19 protein-coding genes and 1 tRNA gene are annotated in these 22974 nt (G+C 31.1%); 7 read left to right on the forward strand and 13 right to left on the reverse strand.

Annotation, left to right across the window (positions count from 1 at the left end):
• Window positions 1–31 precede the first annotated feature (31 nt).
• Window positions 32–2875: an aminomethyl-transferring glycine dehydrogenase gene (gene gcvP, locus BLT88_RS11285; RefSeq protein WP_091954848.1), complete on the forward strand. Its 2844-nt coding sequence runs from the start codon at window positions 32–34 to the stop codon at window positions 2873–2875.
• Window positions 2876–3144: 269 nt separating this feature from the next.
• Here gcvP and BLT88_RS11290 read toward each other — a convergent pair whose 3' ends face one another.
• The gene (locus BLT88_RS11290; RefSeq protein WP_036783682.1) at window positions 3145–3396 is read right to left on the reverse strand and encodes a type B 50S ribosomal protein L31; all 252 of its coding nucleotides are present in this window, start codon (window positions 3394–3396) and stop codon (window positions 3145–3147) included.
• 253 nt (window positions 3397–3649) lie between these two features.
• On the opposite strand from BLT88_RS11290, the gene BLT88_RS11295 reads away from it, so the two are divergent.
• The gene (locus BLT88_RS11295) at window positions 3650–4687 is read left to right on the forward strand and encodes a glutaminyl-peptide cyclotransferase (RefSeq protein WP_091955785.1); all 1038 of its coding nucleotides are present in this window, start codon (window positions 3650–3652) and stop codon (window positions 4685–4687) included.
• 44 nt (window positions 4688–4731) lie between these two features.
• A complete protein-coding gene (locus BLT88_RS11300; RefSeq protein ID WP_091954850.1) occupies window positions 4732–6240 on the forward strand; it encodes a hypothetical protein in 1509 nt (502 codons plus the stop codon).
• 312 nt (window positions 6241–6552) lie between these two features.
• On the opposite strand, the gene BLT88_RS11305 is transcribed toward BLT88_RS11300, so the two are convergent.
• Window positions 6553–7827: an amidohydrolase family protein gene (locus tag BLT88_RS11305; protein WP_091954851.1), complete on the reverse strand. Its 1275-nt coding sequence runs from the start codon at window positions 7825–7827 to the stop codon at window positions 6553–6555.
• A 68-nt stretch (window positions 7828–7895) separates the two neighbouring features.
• Here BLT88_RS11305 and BLT88_RS11310 point away from each other — a divergent pair, with 68 nt between their 5' ends.
• Together BLT88_RS11310 and BLT88_RS11315 are read left to right on the forward strand one after the other, a co-directional pair.
• The gene (locus BLT88_RS11310; protein WP_091954852.1) at window positions 7896–8576 is read left to right on the forward strand and encodes an SDR family oxidoreductase; all 681 of its coding nucleotides are present in this window, start codon (window positions 7896–7898) and stop codon (window positions 8574–8576) included.
• 5 nt (window positions 8577–8581) lie between these two features.
• The gene (locus BLT88_RS11315) at window positions 8582–9175 is read left to right on the forward strand and encodes a SprT-like domain-containing protein (RefSeq protein WP_091954854.1); all 594 of its coding nucleotides are present in this window, start codon (window positions 8582–8584) and stop codon (window positions 9173–9175) included.
• A gap of 42 nt (window positions 9176–9217) precedes the next feature.
• Here BLT88_RS11315 and BLT88_RS11320 read toward each other — a convergent pair whose 3' ends face one another.
• The 5 genes from BLT88_RS11320 to BLT88_RS11340 all read right to left on the reverse strand — a co-directional run bounded on the left by BLT88_RS11320 (window position 9218) and on the right by BLT88_RS11340 (window position 13008).
• Entirely contained in the window at window positions 9218–10681 is a 1464-nt protein-coding gene (locus tag BLT88_RS11320; protein WP_091954856.1) for a DUF389 domain-containing protein, read from the reverse strand.
• A 48-nt stretch (window positions 10682–10729) separates the two neighbouring features.
• The gene (locus BLT88_RS11325) at window positions 10730–11245 is read right to left on the reverse strand and encodes a CIA30 family protein (RefSeq protein WP_231959993.1); all 516 of its coding nucleotides are present in this window, start codon (window positions 11243–11245) and stop codon (window positions 10730–10732) included.
• A 121-nt stretch (window positions 11246–11366) separates the two neighbouring features.
• Window positions 11367–11439, reverse strand: a tRNA-Lys gene (locus tag BLT88_RS11330).
• 60 nt (window positions 11440–11499) lie between these two features.
• On the reverse strand, window positions 11500–12267 hold the full coding sequence (locus BLT88_RS11335) for an ABC transporter ATP-binding protein (protein WP_036783670.1): 768 nt from the start codon (window positions 12265–12267) through the stop codon (window positions 11500–11502).
• Window positions 12268–13008, reverse strand: a complete 741-nt coding sequence (locus BLT88_RS11340) for an ABC transporter permease (RefSeq protein WP_036783668.1) — start codon at window positions 13006–13008, stop codon at window positions 12268–12270.
• A gap of 111 nt (window positions 13009–13119) precedes the next feature.
• Here BLT88_RS11340 and pafA point away from each other — a divergent pair, with 111 nt between their 5' ends.
• The gene (gene pafA / locus BLT88_RS11345; protein ID WP_091954859.1) at window positions 13120–14757 is read left to right on the forward strand and encodes an alkaline phosphatase PafA; all 1638 of its coding nucleotides are present in this window, start codon (window positions 13120–13122) and stop codon (window positions 14755–14757) included.
• A 102-nt stretch (window positions 14758–14859) separates the two neighbouring features.
• Here the strand turns inward: pafA and BLT88_RS11350 are convergent, their stop codons facing one another.
• Window positions 14860–15534, reverse strand: coding sequence for a PrsW family intramembrane metalloprotease (locus BLT88_RS11350; protein ID WP_091954861.1), 675 nt, complete (start codon window positions 15532–15534; stop codon window positions 14860–14862).
• A 45-nt stretch (window positions 15535–15579) separates the two neighbouring features.
• The gene (gene ctlX, locus BLT88_RS11355; RefSeq protein WP_091954862.1) at window positions 15580–16515 is read right to left on the reverse strand and encodes a citrulline utilization hydrolase CtlX; all 936 of its coding nucleotides are present in this window, start codon (window positions 16513–16515) and stop codon (window positions 15580–15582) included.
• Between the two features lie 242 nt (window positions 16516–16757).
• On the opposite strand from ctlX, the gene BLT88_RS11360 reads away from it, so the two are divergent.
• Window positions 16758–17693, forward strand: coding sequence for a fasciclin domain-containing protein (locus BLT88_RS11360; RefSeq protein WP_091954864.1), 936 nt, complete (start codon window positions 16758–16760; stop codon window positions 17691–17693).
• 65 nt (window positions 17694–17758) lie between these two features.
• Here the strand turns inward: BLT88_RS11360 and BLT88_RS11365 are convergent, their stop codons facing one another.
• From BLT88_RS11365 to carA, 4 genes are all read right to left on the reverse strand, one after another.
• Window positions 17759–18673 (reverse strand): dimethylarginine dimethylaminohydrolase family protein, encoded by a 915-nt coding sequence (locus tag BLT88_RS11365; RefSeq protein ID WP_091954865.1) that lies wholly within the window; start codon window positions 18671–18673, stop codon window positions 17759–17761.
• Between the two features lie 78 nt (window positions 18674–18751).
• Entirely contained in the window at window positions 18752–20038 is a 1287-nt protein-coding gene (locus BLT88_RS11370; protein WP_091954867.1) for a citrate synthase, read from the reverse strand.
• A gap of 175 nt (window positions 20039–20213) precedes the next feature.
• Complete coding sequence (gene eno / locus BLT88_RS11375) at window positions 20214–21500, reverse strand: phosphopyruvate hydratase (RefSeq protein ID WP_036783654.1); 1287 nt, start codon at window positions 21498–21500, stop codon at window positions 20214–20216.
• A gap of 278 nt (window positions 21501–21778) precedes the next feature.
• A complete protein-coding gene (carA, locus tag BLT88_RS11380) occupies window positions 21779–22891 on the reverse strand; it encodes a glutamine-hydrolyzing carbamoyl-phosphate synthase small subunit (protein WP_036783652.1) in 1113 nt (370 codons plus the stop codon).
• Window positions 22892–22974: the final 83 nt, after the last annotated feature.

Genomic DNA, 22974 nt, shown 5'->3' on the forward strand with positions numbered 1-22974 from the left:
ATTGAAATAAATCGTATACAAAACTTAATAAATGAATACAAATTCGTTTCAACTTAGGCATATTGGTCCTAGTAATGCAGAGCAAGAAAAAATGTTAGCTACCATTAAAGCTAATAGTTTAGAGGACTTAATTAATGAAACTGTTCCTGATAATATCCGTCTAAAAAATCCTTTAGATTTAGAACCTGCTATGAGCGAATATCAGTATCTAGCGCATATAAAAGAACTTTCAGAAAAAAACAAAGTTTTTAAAAGTTATATAGGTTTAGGATATCATGAAGCAATTGTGCCAAGTGTAATTCAGCGTAATATTTTAGAAAACCCAGGTTGGTACACTGCTTACACTCCTTACCAAGCGGAAATTGCGCAAGGTAGATTAGAAGCTTTGTTGAATTACCAAACGATGATTTGCGATTTAACAGGCATGGAATTAGCAAATGCATCCTTATTAGATGAATCTACCGCGGCTGCGGAAGCGATGGCATTGTTATTTGATGTTAGAGACCGAGCAAAGAAAAAATCGGGTGCACATAAGTTTTTTGTTTCTAACGAAATACTACCACAAACTTTATCCTTATTGCAAACAAGATCAATTCCTATTGGGATTGAATTGGTAATTGGTAATCATGAAGATTTTAATTTTGGTGATGATTTTTTCGGAGCAATTTTACAATATCCAGGGAAATTTGGGCAAATATTCGATTACGAAAGTTTTGTATCAAAAGCGAACAAAAATAAGATAAAAGTAGCTGTTGCTGCGGATATTTTATCCTTAGTAAAATTAAAAGCGCCCGGAGAATTTGGTGCTTCTGTAGTAGTAGGAACAACACAGCGATTCGGAATCCCTCTGGGTTACGGTGGTCCTCATGCAGCCTATTTTGCAACAAAAGAGGCTTATAAAAGGAGTATTCCTGGTCGTATTATTGGCGTTACCAAAGATAAAAATGGAAAACGTGCTTTGAGAATGGCTTTACAAACACGAGAGCAACATATTAAGCGCGAGAGAGCAACTTCAAATATTTGTACTGCACAAGTTTTATTAGCGGTAATGGCAGGAATGTATGCTGTTTTTCATGGAAAAAGCGGAATACAATTTATAGCGGATTCTGTTCACAATAAAACAATCACTTTAGCTAATAAATTATCTGATTTAGGAATTGAACAAACCAACACTTCTTATTTTGATACTATTACAGTTAAAGCTGAATCCCAAAAAGTGAAAGTTGTTGCTGAAGCAAACGGGATAAACTTTAATTATATCGATGATAGAACTTTGTCTATATCTGTTAATGAGACTACTGGTTTAAAAGAATTAAATGCAATTATTGCTGTTTTTACAGAAGTTTTAAACTTAAATTCTAACACTATACCTTCTATTTCTAAAGTAAACAATATAGAAAAAAACGTACAAAGAAACACTTCATTTTTAGATAATGAAATATTTAACACATATCAATCTGAAACTGATATGATGCGTTATATCAAAAAACTAGAGCGTAAAGATTTAGCATTGAATCACTCTATGATTTCTTTAGGCTCTTGTACAATGAAACTAAATGCAGCTTCAGAAATGTTACCTTTAAGTAATCCACAATGGGGAAATATTCACCCTTTTGTACCGCTGAATCAAGCAGAAGGTTATCAAGAAGTTTTACAAAAACTAGAACACCAATTAAATATTGTAACTGGTTTTGCTGGTACTTCTTTGCAACCAAATTCTGGTGCGCAAGGAGAATTTGCAGGCTTAATGACAATTAGAGCATATCATCAATCAAATGGAGATTCACATAGAAATATTTGTATAATTCCTGCTTCTGCTCACGGCACAAATCCTGCCTCTGCTGTTATGGCAGGAATGAAAGTTATTGTTACCAAAACTGCTGAAAATGGAAATATAGATTTAGCTGATTTACTTGAAAAAGCTGAAATCCATAAAAATAATTTAGCCGCCTTAATGGTAACCTATCCTTCAACCCATGGAGTTTTTGAAAGTGAAATTCAAGAAATTACCAAAATAATTCATGATAACGGAGGTCAAGTTTATATGGATGGTGCAAATATGAACGCCCAAGTTGGATTAACAAATCCTGCAACCATTGGTGCAGATGTTTGTCACCTAAACTTACACAAAACATTTGCCATTCCACATGGCGGCGGTGGCCCAGGAGTTGGCCCAATTTGTGTAGCTCCGCAATTAGTACCATTTTTACCAACCAACCCTATCATTGCAACTGGAGGAAAAAATGCAATTACTGCAATTTCCGCTGCACCTTGGGGTTCTGCTTTGGCGTGTTTAATTTCTTATGGATATATTACCATGTTAGGTGCAAAAGGGTTGACAGATTCAACAAAAACAGCAATTTTAAATGCGAACTATATTAAAGAACGTTTAGAGGGCTATTACCCTACTTTATATACAGGTGAAAAAGGACGTGCAGCTCACGAAATGATTATTGATTGCCGAGATTTTAAACAAAATGGGATTGAAGTTGTAGATATTGCAAAACGATTAATGGATTATGGTTTTCATGCACCCACTGTTTCCTTTCCAGTTGGCGGAACAATGATGATTGAGCCTACAGAATCTGAGAGTATTTCGGAATTAGATCGCTTTTGTGATGCAATGATTTCTATTCGTAAAGAAATAACTGAAGCGACAAAGGAAAATGCAAATAATCCTCTGAAAAACGCGCCTCATACTCAAGAAATGCTAACCTCTGATGATTGGTCATTACCATATACAAGAAAGCAAGCTGCTTTTCCCTTAGCCTACATTGCTGATAATAAATTTTGGCCAACCGTAAGAAGAGTTGATGACGCCTATGGCGATAGAAACTTAATTTGTTCCTGCAACCCAATAGAAGATTATATGTAGCAAACATATTTTTAAAAATTAACTTTTAAACCCTCTCAAAAGAGATGGTTTTTTTATAAAATATCATAAGAAAACAATTAACTTCTAATTTTTTGTAGAAAAATATAAAAATAAGATTGGGCTTGCAACCTCTCAGCAATTCTCTTCTGAAGCTAATTTCAGTTTCAGGCTTCGAATTGATTCTATAGTCGAGTTTACAAATTAATAACAACAAAAAGCTCCAACAAATAAATGTTGGAGCTTTCAATATGTAGAAAATTCTAAGAGAATTACTTCTTGAATTTCGCGTATTTTGTTTTAAATTTATCAATACGTCCTGCAGCATCAATAAGTTTAGATTTACCAGTGTAAAATGGGTGAGAAGTTCTAGAAATCTCTAATTTTACTAAAGGATACTCTACACCGTCAACATCTAAAGTTTCTTTAGTATCTACGGTAGAACGTGTTAAAAAAACATCTTCATTCGACATGTCTTTAAAAGCTACCATTCTATAATTTTCTGGATGAATTCCTTTTTTCATTTTATAATATTTTAATTCTTTAATGTTATGTTCGTCAGAAGTAAATTTGGTAAGTATTTACTTAAGTCTATAAATAGCTTTATATTACTATTTAGAGGATGCAAATTTAACCTTATTTTTTAATTTACAAATAAAAATTTGTGTTTATTTGATCTTTCAAAGAATTTAAATGAAATTCCGATTAACTTTACCATTAGAAGTAGTTAATATATCTCATTTTTATATCTTTAAACCAAAATACAAAACATATATAATGAAGAAAATTGCTGTTCTTATTTCCTTTTTAGCCACCTTCTCTTTTACCTCTTGTAATGACGATTATAAATTTACTTTAGACGTCACAAAAAAAACAACGTTAAACTCTTTAGTTACAATTACTTTAAAAGAAAAGAATAATAAACCTTTAGACGAAGTTCAGTTTTTTATAAATGGAAAAGAAATTTCTGCCAACGGGAATTCAGCTACTATAAACACTGCTCAATTAGGTGTTGGAAAACATGCTGTTTCTGTCCTGGCTTTTTACCCTGGAAAAACAAAAAAGGAAAATAACTCTTTTGAAGTTTTGGCTGACAAGGCTCCTGCAATTTATAGCTATGAAATTATAAATTCATTTCCTCACGACAAAAAAGCATATACACAAGGTTTAGAGTATCATAAGGGTTTCCTATATGAAACTACAGGCAGAAAAGGACAATCTACACTTCGAAAAGTAGAAATTAAAACAGGTAAGGTTTTAAAGAAAATTAACTTAGATAAAAAATATTTTGGTGAAGGAATGACCATTTTAAACAACAAAATTTATTGGCTAACTTGGCAAGCTAAAAAAGGTTTTGTGTATGATTTAGAAACTTTTAAACAAGATAAAGAGTTTACCTACAATAAAAGTCAAGAGGGCTGGGGCTTGACGAATAACGGTACTGAGCTTATAAAGTCTGATGGTTCGAACAAAATTTGGTTTTTAGATTCAGAAACGCTTTCAGAAAAAAAATCTATTCAAGTATACACAAACAAGTATGCACTTGATAATTTAAATGAACTGGAATTAATTGAAGATAAAATTTATGCAAATAAATATCAACAAAACGTAATTGTAATCATTGATATAAAAACAGGTGTTGTTTTAGGTGTTGCAAACTTATCTAATTTAAAAAAGGAAATGGAAAAAACTCAAAAGTTAGTTCCTGAAGATGAAGTTTTAAATGGAATTGCCTTTGATAAAGAAAACAACAGACTTTTTGTTACAGGTAAAAATTGGGCGAAACTTTTTGAAATCAAATTGATTAAAAAATAATAAACCAATCATTTTAAAGTTCTATTTTTATACAAAATTGATTTATGCGTTATTTTATTACTTTTCTTATTTGTGTTGCCTTAATTTCTGTGAGTTCTTGTAGAAAAGATTTCTCTACTATTCCTAATTTTGGGAGTTTAGAGTTTTCTAAAGACACTATTTTTTTAGATACGATTTTCTCAAATATTGGTTCTGGAACTTATAACCTAAAGGTATATAACAGAGGAAATAAATCGATTACAATTCCGGAAATTACACTCGAAAAAGGGGCTTCATCTAACTATAGATTAAATGTTGATGGAATTGCAGGTAAGGCATTTAATGACATAGATATTTTAGCCCAAGACAGCATTTTTGTATTTATTGAAACTACCATCAATGCAAGTAGCGTTGCAAATCCTTTATACACAGATAGAATTTTATTTGATACTGGCTCCAATCAACAAGATGTCAATTTGGTAACTTTAGTCCAAGACGCTAATTTTATTTATCCTGGTAAAGATCCAATTACCATGAAAATTGATAGCTTAACCATTGATGGACAAGCGACAAATATTAAAGGTCGATTTTTAACTGATACTGAGCTTACTATTACGAATTCAAAACCAACAGTTATTTATGGTTATGCAGCAGTACCCAGTAACAGGACGTTAACTATTGAAGCCGGAGCAAGAATCTATTTTCATAATAATTCTGGATTAATTATTGATGACAAAGCCACCTTTAAAGTAAATGGGACATTAACTGAAAAAGTTGTTTTTCAAGGTGATAGATTAGAAAATAATTTTAGTCAAATTCCAGGGCAATGGGGCACAATTTGGATGCGCGCAGGAAGTAAAGACAATGAAATTTATCACGCACAAATTAAAAACGGAATTATTGGAATTCTAATAGATAGTTTAGGTTCTGCTTCTACACCAACTTTAAAATTGCAAAACTCAGAAATTTACAATCATTCAAACTTTGGAATTCTCGCTAGAGAAACAAATATTGAAGCTCATAATGTAGTTATTGGCTCTGCAGGTGAAGCTTCTTTAGCGGCAACGATTGGAGGAACTTATAATTTTACACATAGTACTTTTGCTAATTTTTGGAATAATGGAATTAGACAATTACCAGCAGTTTTGGTAAATAATTTTTTTACTTATGAAGATGAAAATGGACAAGAAACTATTGAAACTAGAGACTTAGTTGCTGCTAATTTTACCAATTGTATATTCGATGGAAATAACAACATCGAGTTTGTCCTCGACAAAGCCGATGGTGGAAGAGTTTTTAATTACAACATTAGTAATTGCATGATCCAGTTTAATGATACAAATAACTCTTTTAATGACAATAAAGAATTAGATTTTACAAACTCTTTTTATCAAAATATTATCTTAAATGGAAATTCACATTTTAAAGATTCTCAAAATGAAGATTTTATTATTGGGCAAGATTCTGATGCAATTAACAAAGCAAAAGTAACACTTTTTTCAACCGATATTTTAGGAATTGACAGAACTATAAGTCCGGATATTGGAGCATACCAGCACATTACCTTTGACTAGAATTGAACTACCATTTCTGAGAAAATAGGAAAACCCATAAAAAACATTAATCTTTTATTCTAAAATATTAGGCTTTAGGTAATCATTTCAGATTTAGAAAGAAAGTCAACAGATTGCTATTATAATAAACTTTCCAAGATTATATCCCAGTAAAATCATATAAACAAGAGCAACGAGGAAACAAGTTTACTTTCATTTATTAAAATTTTAATTTTCCAAAACAATAAATAAATAAATAAGTCCTATTAATTACACGTCATTGCTTTATACTAGACTTAAATTAATGCAATTGTGAGTTACAGATCTGCATAATTACTTTTTATAAATAACTCCGTTTTTCATAACAAATACAACATTTTCCATTGTAGAAATATTCTTTGTAGGATCTTCATTAACGGCAATAATATCAGCAAAAAAACCTTTTTTAACTTGTCCTATTTCATTCTCCATTTGTAACAACATCGCATTTGTAATTGTCGCCGATTGAATAGCTTCCATTTCAGGCATTCCTGCTTCAACCATAAATGCAAATTCTTTTCCGTTATCTCCATGAGGATAGACTCCTGCATCTGTTCCGAAAGCAATTTTAACTCCTTTTTTATATGCTTTTTCAAAAGTACCTTGAATTTGCGGACCAACAGCCAGAGCCTTAGGAACCACAATTGCAGGATAAAATCCATCAATTTTTGCTTTCTCTGCAACCTCTTTACCTGCCGTAATTGTAGGTACTAAATATGCATCGTACTTTTTCATGAGTTCCATTGTTTCATCACTCATATGTGTACCGTGCTCTATGGTTTTAACTCCACCAATAATAGCACGTTGCATACCTTCATCCCCATGAGCATGGGCTGCTACGTGCATTCCATAATCTTTAGCAGTTTGGCAAATTTCTTTAACTTCTTCTATGGTAAATTGGGGATTATCTCCAGATTTCGCTACACTTAAAACACCCCCAGTTGCGGTAATTTTAATCCAATCAGCTCCATTTTTATATCGCTGTCTTACAGCTTTTTTAGCATCTTCTAAAGAATTAACAACACCCTCTTTTGGCCCAGGATCTCCAATAAATTTTCTACTACTGCCGTTTGTAGGATCTGCATGACCTCCGGTAGTTGCTAAAGATTTTCCAGCCGTAAAAACTCTTGGACCTGGAATTATACCCGCTTTAATTGCCTTTTTTAAAGATATATTTACACCTGTACCACCTAAATCTCGAACAGAAGTAAAACCATTTAATAAGGTTATTTGTGCATAACCAACTGACTTAAAAGCGATATCTGCCTCATTTAAAATATAGTTGTTAATTCTTGTTTTCCCATCATATTCTTGTTCTATATGCACATGCATATCTATTAAACCAGCCATTACAACTTTGTCTCTCAAGTCAATTGAAATGCCTGATTTTGGCATAACATACCCATCCAAGACATCGATTATTTTGTTTTCTTGAACAACAATGGTCTTTTTTGTATTGATTTTTCCCGATTTTGTATCAATCAATTTTCCGCATAAAATATACGTAGTTTGTGCTGTTATATTTTGCATAAAAATAAATGCAATAAAAAGTAGAACTATTTTTTTCATTTGTTTGATTTTAATTCTTAAATGTATGAAAAATTAAGTAGATTGCTTCTTCAAAATTTTAAATTTAAATGAAGAACGTTGTTATTACAGGAACAAGTAGAGGAATTGGTTTTGAGTTAGCAAAAATGTTTGCCAACAACGGACATCGTGTTTTAGCAATCTCTAGAAATATAAAGCCTTTATCAGCAATAAACCATAAAAATATCTCCATGATTTCCGTTGATATTTCGAAAGGTTCTGATGTTGAAAAAGTAACGGAGTTCATCAAAAATAACTGGAAACAAGTTGATATTTTAATCAATAATGCAGGAAAACTAATTAACAAACCTTTTACTGAATTAACTTCTGATGATTTTCTAGAAGTCTATAAAGTAAATGTTTTTGGGGTTGCTGAATTGACGAAAAATTTAATTCCATTTTTACAAAAAGGAAGTCATGTTGTAACCATAAGTTCTATGGGAGGCATTCAAGGAAGTATGAAATTCCCTGGTTTAGCAGCATACTCATCTGCAAAAGGAGCGGTTATAACCCTATCTGAATTATTAGCCGAAGAATACAAAGAACATCAAATTGCATTTAATGTTTTAGCTCTTGGAGCTGTCCAAACAGAAATGTTAGCTGAAGCTTTTCCTGATTACAAAGCACCGCTCTCCGCTAAAGAAATGGCGAATTATATCTATGATTTTTCTTTAACTGGAAATACGTTTTATAATGGTAAAGTTTTGCAAGTATCATCTACAACTCCCTAATTTTTTTGAGTACAGATTATAAAAACTTCGTTCCAGTAAAGGCAATTCCCTTTGTTCAATTTCTAATTGATGAACATTCGTTTGATTTAATAATCGTGAATCAAAGACAAACAAAACACGGTGATTTCAGAAAACTTCCAGATGGGAGATTTCAAATTACGGTCAATAACAATCTTAACAAATATCAATTTTTATTGACTTTGGTACATGAAATTGCACACCATGTTACGCATCAGAAATTTGGAAGAGCGCAACCTCATGGCAAAGAATGGAAAATGGTATTTCAGCATCTAATGTTACCTTTTTTAAGACCTGAAATTTATCCAACAAAAATATTACCTTTTTTAGCTACATACTTAAAAAACCCAAAAGCGAGCACAGATTCTGATGTAAACCTATCCTTAGTTTTAAAAGGGAATGAAGCAGAAAAAGGGAAAAATTTTATTTTTGAAATAAACCCTGGGAGCTTATTTGAATTTAAAAACATCATTTACAGAAGAGGAAATAAACGAAGAACAAGATTTGAATGTTTAAATATGAATAACCAAAAAGTGTATTTATTCAATCAGAATGTAGAGGTAAAACAATATAATTTCTAAATAATTAGAAGTTAAAAAAGCATTCTTTTGAATGCTTTTTTTTTATTTTTCTCTCTTAATAAAAAGCGTATCTAATTCCATTTCTTTTTGAAGCCAAGCTCTTAGTTCTGTTTCTTTTGGATTGATAATACTATCAGGTAATTTTAAATTCCATTTAATCGTTGCAACAGGAATTGTATCTATCTTAATAAAATCTTTTGATGATAAAACATTAGCAAAACCAATGGCTTCAATATCTACGTATCTAATTTTTGCATCCTTAGCAATTCTACTAAATGCAATTACTTTTTGATTTTTATTCAAAGCATCTTGCTCAATTCTTGTATTTAGTATAGAAATTGTTTCTTGCAAAGCTGCTATTTGTTTTTGCAAACCATTAATAATATTTTTGCTCTCTTGCAACTCCTCCCTATTTTCTTTATACGCTATTGTAATTAATTCAAAACTTTTTGTATCACTCCCTTTTATCTCTAACTTAAAATCTTTTAAATTATTATAAGAAACATTACTATTTATTTCATTGCTCAAGTCATTATAGGTAGCATCTGTTATTTCATTAAAAAAATTAAGTTTCAACGTTTTTCTTTCAAGGTCTCTCTCGTAATCTATAAGAGTTAAGGAAGGATTGTTTTTAATTTCAGTTTTAATAAAAATTTCTATCTGGCTATTAATTCTACTTTTATTAAATACATTAATAAAGGTAAATATTGCAGGTATCATTACGGCTAAGCCTACAATAGAGGCTATGGTTGCATACTGTTTTCTTTTCGCAGCATTTGCATATTTATACATTGGAAAACTTAACAATTTTAAGACTATAAAAGCTGCTAAAGCAATAAAAATAGTATTAATCGTAAATAAATACATGGCTCCGAAAAAGTAAGAAAAATTACCTTTTGCTAATCCGTAACCAGCAGTGCAAAGCGGTGGCATTAAAGCTGTAGCAATTGCTACACCAAAAATTACGGAAGCTACAGTACCTTTTTTAGTTCTTGCAACCATTAATGCTAATCCACCAAAGAAAGCAATTAGTACATCTCTAATATCCGGACTTACACGTCCTAATAATTCAGAAGTATCTTCACTTAAAGGAAAGAAATAAAAGAACATAAAGGAGGCAAATAAACTTAACCCAATCATGGTCCCCAAATTCACCAGGGACTTTTTAAAAGTATTAATATCATTTAAGGCAAAAGACATTCCGATACCCAAAATAGGCCCCATTAAAGGCGATATGAGCATGGCTCCAATTACGACTGCAGTTGAGTTTGCATTTAACCCTATTGACGCCACAAATATTGCAAAAATTAAAATCCAAGCAGTCGCTCCTTTAAATGAAATATCAGCTTTAATAGCCTCTATTGTGGCTTCATGATCTGTATCATCTCTAAAATCTAAAAGCTCTTTTAAGTATTTTTTGATACTTACCAACAAGCCTTTAGCATCACTTTTTACTTCATTTTTAGACTGCTCTGCAGCCATTTCCTTAACTTTATCTTCCTCCATACTTACTGTTCAAAAACTTTTTAAAGATACAAAAAGCGATTTAACTATTTATTCAAGATAAATTTTATCAATTTCAATCTTAAAAGATTCATTCCTTTTGTTTCCAATAAGAAAAGCTATTTCTTCAATAATACTTGATGAAAATTTTGACATCTCTAATTTTCGACCTCTAAATCCCGGGTACATTTCAGACAAATTAATTTCAATTAATTGCCAATTTTTGTTTGTTGAAAAGGAACTTATGTAGGAATAAAAATTGCGATAATTATCTTTAACTCTAAATTGATAATTTTTACCGTCTCCTTTAATTTTTAGAATAATTTTTGAATAATTAGAAATCTCTTTTTTATTAAACCTGAATCTTAAAGAAGAAAAGCCACCATTATTTTCTAATGAAACTTCACCAAAATAAACACCGTTTCCATTTTCATTCAATTTAAAGTTACCTTCCGACTCTCCTCCCATAACAACGTCATCAACAACCCGCCATGCAGAAATATCCGAATTAGAATTAAAATCAAAAATTAATTCTTTTGAATCACTCATTAGACTTGATATTATCATAAAAAATATTATTTTATTCATCTCTAGCAACGTTAGCTACCAAAAATATTATTTTCAAAACAAAATAATGTTACAAAAAACAAAAAACTCTGCAAAATTGCAGAGTTTTCTTACTTCTATGTGACCGGGCTGGGGCTCGAACCCAGGACCCTCTCCTTAAAAGGGAGATGCTCTACCAACTGAGCTACCAGGTCTTTTTTCCTTTTAAGCGGCTGCAAATATATATATTATATTCTTTTAAACAAACCTATTTTTCATTTTGTTTTATTTAAATATGCTTCTCTTACTTTTTTAAATAAATTGGAAGAGTATACGAAATTAACAACCGCCTCATTATCAGTTCTAAATATCTCATCACTAGTCCCCTCCCAGGCTTTTACCCCATTCTTTAAAAAAAGAATCTTTTCTCCTATTTCCATCACCGAATTCATATCATGTGTATTAATTACTGTAATAATATTATACTCATCAGTAATTTCTTGAATTAAGTTATCAATTACGGTGGCCGTTTGTGGATCTAAACCAGAGTTAGGCTCATCACAAAATAAATATTTCGGATTCATAACAATGGCCCTTGCGATGGCAACTCTTTTCTGCATTCCTCCTGATAATTCTGCTGGCAACTTTTTATTTGAATTCTCTAAATTTACTCTATTTAATACGAAGTTTACTCTTTCTAACATTTCTGATTGGGATTGATTTGTAAACATTTTCAGAGGAAACATTACATTTTCTTCTACTGTTTGCGAATCAAATAATGCACTCCCTTGAAAAACCATTCCAATTTCTTGTCTCCATTGTCTTCTCTCTGCATTCGTAAACTGAGTGTTTATCCTACCATCAAAAGAGATCGTTCCTTGCTCAGGGATGTGTAATCCAATTAACGTTTTTAAAAAAACTGTTTTTCCTGAACCACTTTGCCCAATAATAAGACTTGTTTTTCCCGGATGAAATGTTGTTGTAATTCCTTTTAAAACTTTAACATCACCAAAACCTTTATGTAAATTTTTTACTTCTATCATTTAAGTTAGTAACATTTGAGTTAAAAAATAATTAGCAAGTACAATTAAAATAATAGTCCAAACTACAGCCTTTGTACTGGCTTTACCAACTGCAATAGATCCTCCTTTTACATAATATCCATGGTAAGATGGAACTGTGGCAATTAAAAATGCAAAAACCAATGTTTTAATCATTGCATAGGTAATTAAAAAAGGATTAAAAGTAGTTTGAACTCCTGTAATATAATCTGTCCCTGTAAATAAACCTGATAAAACGCCTGTAACCCATCCTCCAAAAACACCCAAAATCATGGCCAAAATAATTAAAAAAGGATAGAAAAAAACAGTTGAAATAACTTTTGGGAGCACTAAATAATTTAATGAATTGATACCCATAACCTCTAAAGCGTCAATTTGCTCCGTTACGCGCATTGCACCAATACTGGATGTAATATAAGAACCTACTTTTCCAGCCAAAATAATTGAACAAAATGTAGGCGCAAACTCCAAAATAATAGATCGTTTCGCAGCAAAACCTATTAATGATTTTGGTATAAATGGACTTTCTAAATTTAGTGCCGTTTGCAATGCTATAACTCCTCCTATAAAAAAGGAGATAAATATAATAATCCCTAAAGATTTTAAGCCTAATTCCTCAATCTCTTTCATTAGAGATTCGTAAAAGATCCTAGTTTTTTGAGGTTTTTTAAAAACCTGAACCAACATTAAAAAGTATTTACCTATATGCTCTATGTAATTCATAGATTTAATTTTATGCTAAAGTATTAAATTTACATGAATAGAATGTAAAATTAGACCGATCAAAATAAAAATTAATTACTTTTGATATTATATTATAAATATTGATTTTTCATGAAAAACATCATCTTTTTTCTCTTAATTTTTAGTGTATTTTTTACTGGATGCAAACTTAAAGAATCCAAACAGCAAGAACCAAAACTTATTGTTGGTATTGTTATAGATCAAATGCGATATGATTATTTAACCAGATTTTCTGATAGATATTCTGAAAACGGATTTAAGAGATTATTAAAAAACGGATTTTCTATCGAAAATGCATACTATAATCTTATACCTACGTATACGGCAGTTGGGCATGCCTCTATTTATACGGGAACAACACCAGACAATCATGGTATAATTTCCAATAATTGGTACGATAAATTCTTAAAAAAAACTATTTACTGTGTTGATGATGATATCTATAGAACTGTTGGAAACAATAGTGATGCAGGCAAAAAATCACCTTCTAGAATGTATACAACAACAGTAACAGATCAATTACATTTGGCACAAAACATGAATGGTAAAACCATAGGAATTGCCATCAAAGATAGATCTGCAATTTTACCTGCAGGTCATACAGCAAATGCTGCTTATTGGTTTCATGGTAAACAAAAGGGACAATGGATTTCTTCTAATTTCTATATGGAAAATTTACCAAACTGGGTAACAGACTTTAACAACTCTGACAACGCAAACAACTATTTAAAAACACCTTGGAATACACTTTACGACATAAACACCTACACCAACAGCATTATCGATAACAACCTTTTTGAAGGAAAGTTTAAAGGAGAAACAGCAACTTCATTTCCTCATGATATTCCTAATTTAAAAGTAACAAATGGAAACTTCGATATTTTAAAAGGAATTCCAGCTGGTAATTCATTTACAGCAGACTTCGCCAAGGCCGCTATTCTTGGAGAAAATTTAGGTAAAAGTGAATTTACTGATTTTTTAGCCGTAAGCTTTTCATCTACAGATTATATAGGTCATCAATTTGGACCTGCATCAAAAGAAATTGAAGACACTTATCTTCGATTAGACAAAGATATAGCTGATTTATTATCATTTTTAGATAAACAAATTGGAAAAAATAAATATACTGTCTTTTTAACTGCAGATCACGCTGCTGTTGATGTACCTGCATATTTACAATCTTTAAAAATACCTGCACATTATTTTGATATTCAAAAATTTAAACAATCTGCTTTAGAAATCACTAAAAAATATTTTAACTCTATTGAATTGATTGAAAATATTTCAAACTATCAAATTTTTCTAAACAAACAGAAAATCGAATCTTTAGGTTTGGACAAAAATAAAGTTGCCGATAAATTAGTTGAAGAAATTCTAAATTTTGAAGGAATTTACAAGGCTGTAACGGCTAGAACATTGCAAACAACTAGATTTTTTGATGGAATTATGAATTCTTTACAAAATGGTTACAATCAAAAAATTTCTGGTGACGTAATGATGATTCCTTATCCTGCCACCTTAATAAGAGGTAGAACAGGAACTTCACATGGTTCTGGTTATTCTTATGACACTCATATCCCGTTGATTTTTTATGGAAATGGCATCAAAAAAGGTGTGTCAAAAAGCAAATATGAGATAATTGATATTGCACCAACGATTGCTAATTTATTACGAATTGAAGCTCCTAATTCATCTACTGGTAAGATTATTACTGAAGCTTTAAAATAATTCATTATGAAGTTTAAATCTTGGAATTTATTTTTGACTACAGAGTTACAGTAACCATTTTAAAGAAAAATTTATGGGTTAGATACTTTAGATAAAAAAATATCATATTTTAAAATTAGAATCTTTTTGATGTTTTTTAATCGCTTTTCTAGACAACACAGTTCCTATTATTAAAGAAAGTATTGCGCCTATTAATGTTCCGGGAACAAAGTTGATAAACAAAAAGAAATTATAAAATCCATGAAAAATTGTTGCGCCTAATAAACCTAATAAATTTAACTGTATTCTATTTTTAGAAAACTTAGCTTTCCCCATAAAATAACCCATTAAAATTCCAAAAGTTGCATGAGCAGGAACCGCTGTGAATGCTCTTGTAATTCCTGTAGACACTCCATATTGCAAAATGTACAAAACGTTTTCTAGTGCAGCAAAACCCATAGAAACAGTTAAGGCATAAACAATTCCATCAAAAGGTTCATTAAATTCCTTATTCTTTTGAGCATAATATTTTACAATGACATATTTAGAAAACTCTTCAACTAAAGCAACTACAACAAATGCCTTTATGAATTGCTGAAAAACACTTTTTTCATCGTTTAAAGGATAAATTGAATTGAATAATACTCCTAAAATTAAAGTAATTATGATGCTCCCAAATGCACCTAAGAAAAAATTTTTTATTAAAAATGAAATCGGTTCTTTTTCAATTTTATCTTTGAGATAAATAAAAATGACAAAGATCATTGCTGGTGCAATTGCTAATAAAAGAAAGTCCATTTTCTAAAAATATGAGCTATTAAATTATGTTTTCAAGAATAAAACCTACATTTTAGTTAAAAAAACTTCAGCCATCATACAACGTGCACTTCCTCCTCCGCAAGTTTCAATAGTTGCTAAAGAGCTAGAAATTATTTTACAATGTTTATTTATTTGAGATTTCTGAGTTGGAGTTAAACAATCAAAAGCGGCTTGGCTCATCACTAAAAAGCGTTCATTATTTTTTCCATGAACTTGCAACATATTTCCTGCAAAGTTATTTACTTGCTCTTCAGTAATATCTATTACTTGTTTCTTGTCTTCCTTTAAATGTTTTAATACGTTCTTACGTTCTTTTTTGTCATCTATAGAAGATAGACAAACTATTGCAAATGTTTCTGCAACACACATCATTACGTTTGTATGATAGATTGCTTCTCTTTTATTATTTACAGTTTGATTTGCAGTGAAAACAACTGGTGTATATTCAAAATCTTCACAAAATTCTATAAACAATTCTTCTTCTGCTCTTGGAGAAATTGCACAGTATGCTTTTTTATTTTCTCTGTCCAAAATCATGCTTCCTGTTCCTTCTAAAAATATTTGTTCATCTTCAGCAGAAGTATAATCAACAATATTCTCTATTAAATAACCTTGCTTTTCTAAGGTTTCTAAAACATCTTCTCTGCGCTCTAAACGTCTATTTTCTGCAAACATTGGATAAATTGCTACCGTTCCATCTCCATGAAAGGACACCCAATTGTTAGGAAAAAGAGAGTCTGGTGTATCAAACTCATTCGAATCGGACACTACAATTACTTCAATACCAAAACCTCTTAATTTATCAACATAACCATCAAACTCATTTTGTGCTTTGGAGTTTATGGTTGCTGGCAATAAATCTTTAAATGCTTTCTGATAATAATTATTTACAGCAGTTTGTTCATTCATCCTAAAATTGATAGGACGAACCATAAGTATTGTATTAGTAGTTTGTTTCATTAATTTTTAGTTTATTCGCAAAATTATACTTTTTTTATGATATAATTTTTGCTAAATCAACAAATTATTCTGTTTTTTTTGAAAAAATTTATACTTGAAATACTTCTCAGTTCATTAACGCTATTTAAAATTTTATTTTTTTGTTTAACTTATTTTATAAAAAATTTAACAAAAAATATTTATCTGGCTTTTGAACAAATCTTACTTTTACATTGTTATAAATACTCAAAAATTCAATAATTATGAAAAATTTATCAAAATTCCTTTGCCTAATGTTTTTTACTACTCTTTTATCATCTTGTAATGATGATAATGATGTAATGATTGAAACAAACACAATAGTAGATGTTGCTATAAATAACAATTTAACGAGCTTAGTTGCTGCTGTAACCAGAGCAGATTTAGCAACTACCTTATCAGGTAGTGGTCCTTTCACAGTATTTGCACCTACAAATGCAGCTTTTCAAAATTTATTAGACTCTAACTCAAGTTGGAGTTCCTTAGATGACATTCCAGTTGAAACTTTAAGATCAGTTCTATTATTCCATGTATTAAGTGGAAGCGTAAAATCAACTGATTTGTCAGATACTTATGTGCCTACCTTGTCAACAGGGCCTAATGATGAAAGTTTATCATTGCAAGTACAAGTTACTGACGGAATAGCATTTAATGGAGATGCTGCGCCAGTAGTTGTTGATGTTGAAGCAAGTAACGGTACCGTGCATGTAATTGATAAAGTAATGTTACCACCCAACGTTGTAGCTTTAGCTTTAAACAATGAAGTATTTACAAGTTTGGTTGCTGCCTTAACAGACATTAGACATACAACTGATTTTATTGCAACTTTATCTGGAAATGGTCCATTTACAATATTTGCACCAACCAACGATGCTTTTCAAGCATTATTAGATTCTAACTCAGATTGGAATTCATTAGCTGATGTTCCAATTACTACTTTAGAAGCTGTTCTTTTATATCATGTTGTTAATGGAGCCAATGTCCAATCCGACCAATTAACCAATGGAGATGTTGATACTCTTGGAGGCACCATAACAATTGATTTAACGTCTGGGGCGCAAATAAAAACAACGAGCGAGCAAACTGTAAATATTATATTAGTTGACGTTCAAGGATCTAATGGAGTAGTTCATGCGATTGATACCGTTTTAATACCGTAATTCATTATCTTTTAAACGAAAAAAAAAGAAATCTGTAAAATTACAGCTTTCTTTTTTTTTTGAAATCAATCTCTAACCAAAGGTAATGTTGAACACCTTAATAAGCCTTCTTGTTTTGCAATTTCTGCGTACGGAACTTCTTCGACTATAAAACCTTTTTCTCTTAACCAGGTATTTAACCTAGTAAAATTTTGTTCAGAAATAATTACATCTTCAGAAATTGAAAACACGTTACTATTCATGTTGTACATTTCTTCTTTTGTAACCTCAAATACGTTTTCTTCTCCAAAATAATTCAACAACCATCGATACTCACTTTCAATTAAAAATCCATTTTCATGCAAAATGGCTTTATCTTTTCCTATTGGCTGAAAACAACAATCCAAATGTAGTGCGTTTTCCTTGGGATCTGTATTCGATTTTCTTAAATCAAAAGACTTTACAATTTTATGAGGAAACAAATCTCTTAATGCATGCACTGCCTGCATATTTGTACGAGCTGTGATAAAATCTGAATAATCTACTCCTGAATAAGTGCCTACAAAAATATATTCATTCCAGGGCATAACATCTCCTCCTTCTACATGGCATTCTTCAGGTAAAACAATTACGTTATTAGGGTTTATTTGAGAAATAACATTATTTATCGCCTTGTATTCTCTTTCTCGATCTGGAAGAATGTTAGCTTCAATAAATTTATCTTCAATAACAAAAGCGATATCTCTTGAAAAAATTTGATTATAATCTTCAATTACAATCGGTCTAAAAACTTGAACATCATATTTTTTAAAAACTTTAGCAACAGCTTCCATTTCTAAAATCATATTTTCTTCTTTTGGATAAGTTCCAGCTAAAACATGTTGTGCGCTTTTTGGATCATAACAATCCTCTACTTTTGGCACTGGCCCACTACTTTTAGCAATTCCTAAAATAACTGCTCTTAACCTTGAAGTTTCGTTCTTAATATTAAGTTGTAACATATCTATTTTTAAAAATCTATAAAAAAAGCCTCATACATTATGAAGCTTTCAATTTTTTAGTAAAAATAACACTATTTTTTATCTTTCCTCTAATTTTACAAAAGGTCTTTCGTTTTCACCTATGTAAATTTGACGAGGTCGACCTATTGGTTCTTTTTTAAGACGCATTTCTTTCCATTGTGCAATCCAACCTGGTAAACGCCCTAATGCAAACATTACTGTAAACATTTCTACTGGAATATCCATCGCTCTGTATATAATTCCTGAATAAAAATCCACATTTGGATATAATTTTCTTTCAACGAAATAAGGATCATTTAGAGCTTCTTGCTCTAAACCTCTAGCAACTTCTAAAATAGGATCCTCTACGCCTAAACTATTTAAGACTTCATCTGCTGCTTCCTTAATAATTTTAGCTCTTGGATCAAAGTTTTTATAAACTCTATGACCAAAGCCCATTAATCGAAAAGGATCATTTTTATCTTTTGCTTTTGCCATGTATTTTTTAGTATCTCCACCATCAGCTTTAATAGCTTCTAACATTTCTAAAACGGCTTGGTTAGCACCACCATGCAATGGACCCCAAAGTGCAGATATTCCAGCGGAAAGTGAAGCAAATAAACCTGCATGAGAAGAGCCTACAATTCTTACCGTGGATGTAGAACAGTTTTGTTCATGATCTGCATGTAAAATAAGTAACTTGTCTAAAGCATTTCTAATAATTGGATTTATTTCAAAATCTTCATTTGGCTGTTTGAACATTAAATACATAATGTTCTCTACATAACCCAAAGATTTTTTCCCATAGTTTAAATGCAATCCTTTTTTCTTGCGCATAGTCCACCCAACCAATACAGGAAACTTAGCCAAAATTCTAACGATTGCATTATACATATCTTCTCTTGACTCAATGTTTACTGAGGCAGGATTAAAAGCGGTTAAAGCACTTGTTAACGAGGACAAAACCCCCATTGGATGCGCTGTTTTTGGAAATGCTTCCAAAATTTTTCTAACGTCATCGTCTACTAATGAATGTGACTTTATATCTGAATGAAACTTATCTAATTGTTCTTTATTTGGTAAATCTCCAAATATTAAAGCATAAGAAACTTCTAAAAAATCTGCTTTTTCTGCCAACTCTTCAATAGCGTAACCTCTATATCTTAAAACACCTTTTTCTCCATCTAAAAAAGTAATAGCACTTTCACAAGAACCTGTATTTTTGAAACCTGGATCAATAGTTATCACTCCATTTGTTGCACTTCTTAACGTTTTAATATTAATAGCAACTTCATTCTCTGTTCCTTTTACAAGCGGGAATTCGTAAGAATTATTTCCTATTTGTAATTTAGCGATATCTGACATTATATTGATGATTTTTGTATATTATTTGCAGGCACAATATACCATATTTTCAATAGATTTATAGGCCATTCCCAATAGATTTTTAAAATCCTAAAATAACATTCACTTATATATTTATAACAAAAAAAAAGCTTCATAAAATTTATGAAGCTTTAATTTAAACAAATTGTATGATCTATATTTTAAATGCTTTTTCTTTTGGGAAATAAGCCGTTTCTCCTAATTCTTCTTCAATACGCAGTAATTGATTGTATTTAGCCATTCTATCAGAACGAGAGGCTGAACCTGTTTTTATTTGTCCACAGTTTAAAGCAACTGCTAAATCTGCAATTGTATTGTCTTCTGTTTCACCAGATCTATGAGACATTACAGAGGTGTATCCTGCATTCTTAGCCATATTTACAGCAGAGATTGTTTCTGTTAAAGTTCCTATTTGGTTTACTTTAATTAAAATTGAATTTGCGATTCCATTTTCGATTCCTCTAGATAAACGTTCTACATTCGTTACAAATAAATCATCTCCAACTAATTGCACCTTATCTCCGATTATTTCAGTTAAATATTTCCAACCTTCCCAATCATTTTCATCCATTCCGTCTTCAATAGAGATAATAGGATACTTTGCCGATAATTCAGCTAAGTAATCGGCTTGCTCTTTACTAGATCGTATTTTACCAGTTTCTCCTTCGAATTTAGAATAATCGTATTTTCCGTCAACAAAAAATTCTGCTGCGGCACAATCTAAAGCTATTTTTATTTCATCCCCAAAAACATAACCCGCATTTTTAACAGCTAAAGCAATTGTTTCAATAGCATCTTCAGTACCCTCTAAAGTTGGCGCAAAACCACCTTCGTCCCCAACTGCAGTAGATAAGTTTCTGTCGTGTAAAACTTTCTTTAAGTTATGAAAAATTTCTGAACCCATTTTCATAGCTTCAGAAAAAGTTGCTGCTTTTACCGGCATAACCATAAATTCTTGGAATGCAATAGGTGCATCTGAGTGAGATCCTCCATTTATGATATTCATCATTGGAACTGGTAATGTGTTTGCTGAAACCCCCCCTACATATCTGTATAGTGGCATCCCTAACTCGTTAGCTGCAGCTTTAGCAACTGCTAAAGAGACACCTAAAATTGCGTTAGCTCCTAACTTAGATTTATTTGGAGTACCATCTAAATCCATCATTAATTCATCAATTGCATTTTGTTCAAAAACCGAAACTCCTAGTAATTCTTGAGCAATAATATTATTTACATTTCCTACGGCATTTAAAACACCTTTACCCATGTAATCGTTACCACCATCGCGCAGTTCAACTGCCTCATGCTCCCCTGTAGATGCTCCTGAAGGAACAGCTGCTCTACCTAGAATTCCATTTTCTGTTGTTACATCAACTTCCACTGTAGGATTTCCTCTCGAATCAAAAATTTGACGTGCATGAACGCTAATTATTATACTCATTATATTGTTATTTAAAAATTAATTTTTGTGTATTTTAATCATATGCTAAATTACGAAATGTCTAAATCATTTAATCACTTGTGAATGATTAATTACGAAAACGATTGCACAAAAAGAAGCTTAAATAAAAAACCCACTCAGAAAACTGAGTGGGAAAATTGCTATGAAAAAGAATGTGATTTTTACATCACAAATCAAATATAATTATTTTTATTCAAAAAAAAACATAAAAATCATAAAAATCAATAAACTGTCGATGAAATACAGAAAAGTTACGATTAAGCCTTTTTTGCTTGCTTTATATTAGATATGAATTCGTCAAATAAATACTCAGAATCATGAGGTCCAGGACTTGCTTCTGGGTGATATTGCACAGAAAAAGCATTCTTATCTTTTAAACGAATGCCTGCAACAGTATGATCATTTAAATGTACGTGGGTAATTTCTACATTTTCATTGGCTTCAGCTTCTTCTCTATTAATAGCAAAACCATGATTTTGAGAAGTAATTTCTCCTTTTCCCGTTAGCAAGTTTTTTACAGGGTGGTTAATTCCCCTATGACCATTATGCATTTTATAAGTAGAAATCCCATTTGCTAAAGCTATTACTTGATGCCCTAAACAAATTCCGAATAAAGGTAAATTTCTTTTAATAATTTCTTTAGCAACAGCCTGAGCTTCAAATAATGGCTCTGGATCTCCAGGACCATTTGAAATAAAATATCCATCAGGATTAAAAGCTGCTAATTCATCAAAAGAAGAATCAAAAGGAAACACTTTTATATAAGCCCCTCTTTTTACTAAATTCCTTAAAATATTGTTTTTAATACCAATATCTAGAGCCGAAATTTTAATGTCAGAATTTTCATCACCAACCAAATAAGGCTCTTTAGTAGAAACTTTAGATGCTAATTCTAAACCTTTCATGCTAGGAACTTTAGCTAACTGTTTCTTTAATATATCAATATTTTCTATATCCGTAGAAATAATAGCATTCATAGCTCCATTATCTCTAATATAGGCCACTAATGCTCTTGTATCTACATCTGAAATGGCAACTAAATTATGTTCTAAAAACCAATCTTTTAAATTTCCTTCAGAATTTACTCTTGAATGTGTAAAACTAAAATTTCTGCAAATTAAACCAGAAATTTTAATCCCATCCGATTCTACTTCTTCATTATTCACTCCATAATTACCAATATGAGCATTGGTCGCTACCATTAGCTGACCAAAATAAGAAGGATCTGTAAATATTTCTTGGTAACCTGTCATACCTGTATTAAAACAAATTTCTCCAGTAGATGTTCCCTCTATTCCAACAGATTTTCCATAAAAAATTGTTCCGTCTGCTAATAAAACTAAAGCCTTTTTACGTGTTTGATATTTCATTTATTCTGGTTGTTTTTGATAATGTAAAAATATAAAAAAAGGGATAAACGTAAACGTTTATCCCTTTGAATTTATTAATAATT

The organism is Polaribacter sp. Hel1_33_78 (genome assembly GCF_900106075.1).
Lineage (GTDB): Bacteria > Bacteroidota > Bacteroidia > Flavobacteriales > Flavobacteriaceae > Polaribacter.

Coding starts and splice junctions, on each gene's coding strand:
- gcvP (WP_091954848.1), top strand. CDS start 32: ATGAATACAAATTCGTTTCAACTTAGGCATATTGGTCCTAGTAATGCA.
- BLT88_RS11290 (WP_036783682.1), bottom strand. CDS start 3,396: ATGAAAAAAGGAATTCATCCAGAAAATTATAGAATGGTAGCTTTTAAA.
- BLT88_RS11295 (WP_091955785.1), top strand. CDS start 3,650: ATGAAGAAAATTGCTGTTCTTATTTCCTTTTTAGCCACCTTCTCTTTT.
- BLT88_RS11300 (WP_091954850.1), top strand. CDS start 4,732: ATGCGTTATTTTATTACTTTTCTTATTTGTGTTGCCTTAATTTCTGTG.
- BLT88_RS11305 (WP_091954851.1), bottom strand. CDS start 7,827: ATGAAAAAAATAGTTCTACTTTTTATTGCATTTATTTTTATGCAAAAT.
- BLT88_RS11310 (WP_091954852.1), top strand. CDS start 7,896: ATGAAGAACGTTGTTATTACAGGAACAAGTAGAGGAATTGGTTTTGAG.
- BLT88_RS11320 (WP_091954856.1), bottom strand. CDS start 10,681: ATGGAGGAAGATAAAGTTAAGGAAATGGCTGCAGAGCAGTCTAAAAAT.
- BLT88_RS11325 (WP_231959993.1), bottom strand. CDS start 11,245: ATGATAATATCAAGTCTAATGAGTGATTCAAAAGAATTAATTTTTGAT.
- BLT88_RS11335 (WP_036783670.1), bottom strand. CDS start 12,267: ATGATAGAAGTAAAAAATTTACATAAAGGTTTTGGTGATGTTAAAGTT.
- BLT88_RS11340 (WP_036783668.1), bottom strand. CDS start 13,008: ATGAATTACATAGAGCATATAGGTAAATACTTTTTAATGTTGGTTCAG.
- pafA (WP_091954859.1), top strand. CDS start 13,120: ATGAAAAACATCATCTTTTTTCTCTTAATTTTTAGTGTATTTTTTACT.
- BLT88_RS11350 (WP_091954861.1), bottom strand. CDS start 15,534: ATGGACTTTCTTTTATTAGCAATTGCACCAGCAATGATCTTTGTCATT.
- ctlX (WP_091954862.1), bottom strand. CDS start 16,515: ATGAAACAAACTACTAATACAATACTTATGGTTCGTCCTATCAATTTT.
- BLT88_RS11360 (WP_091954864.1), top strand. CDS start 16,758: ATGAAAAATTTATCAAAATTCCTTTGCCTAATGTTTTTTACTACTCTT.
- BLT88_RS11365 (WP_091954865.1), bottom strand. CDS start 18,673: ATGTTACAACTTAATATTAAGAACGAAACTTCAAGGTTAAGAGCAGTT.
- BLT88_RS11370 (WP_091954867.1), bottom strand. CDS start 20,038: ATGTCAGATATCGCTAAATTACAAATAGGAAATAATTCTTACGAATTC.
- eno (WP_036783654.1), bottom strand. CDS start 21,500: ATGAGTATAATAATTAGCGTTCATGCACGTCAAATTTTTGATTCGAGA.
- carA (WP_036783652.1), bottom strand. CDS start 22,891: ATGAAATATCAAACACGTAAAAAGGCTTTAGTTTTATTAGCAGACGGA.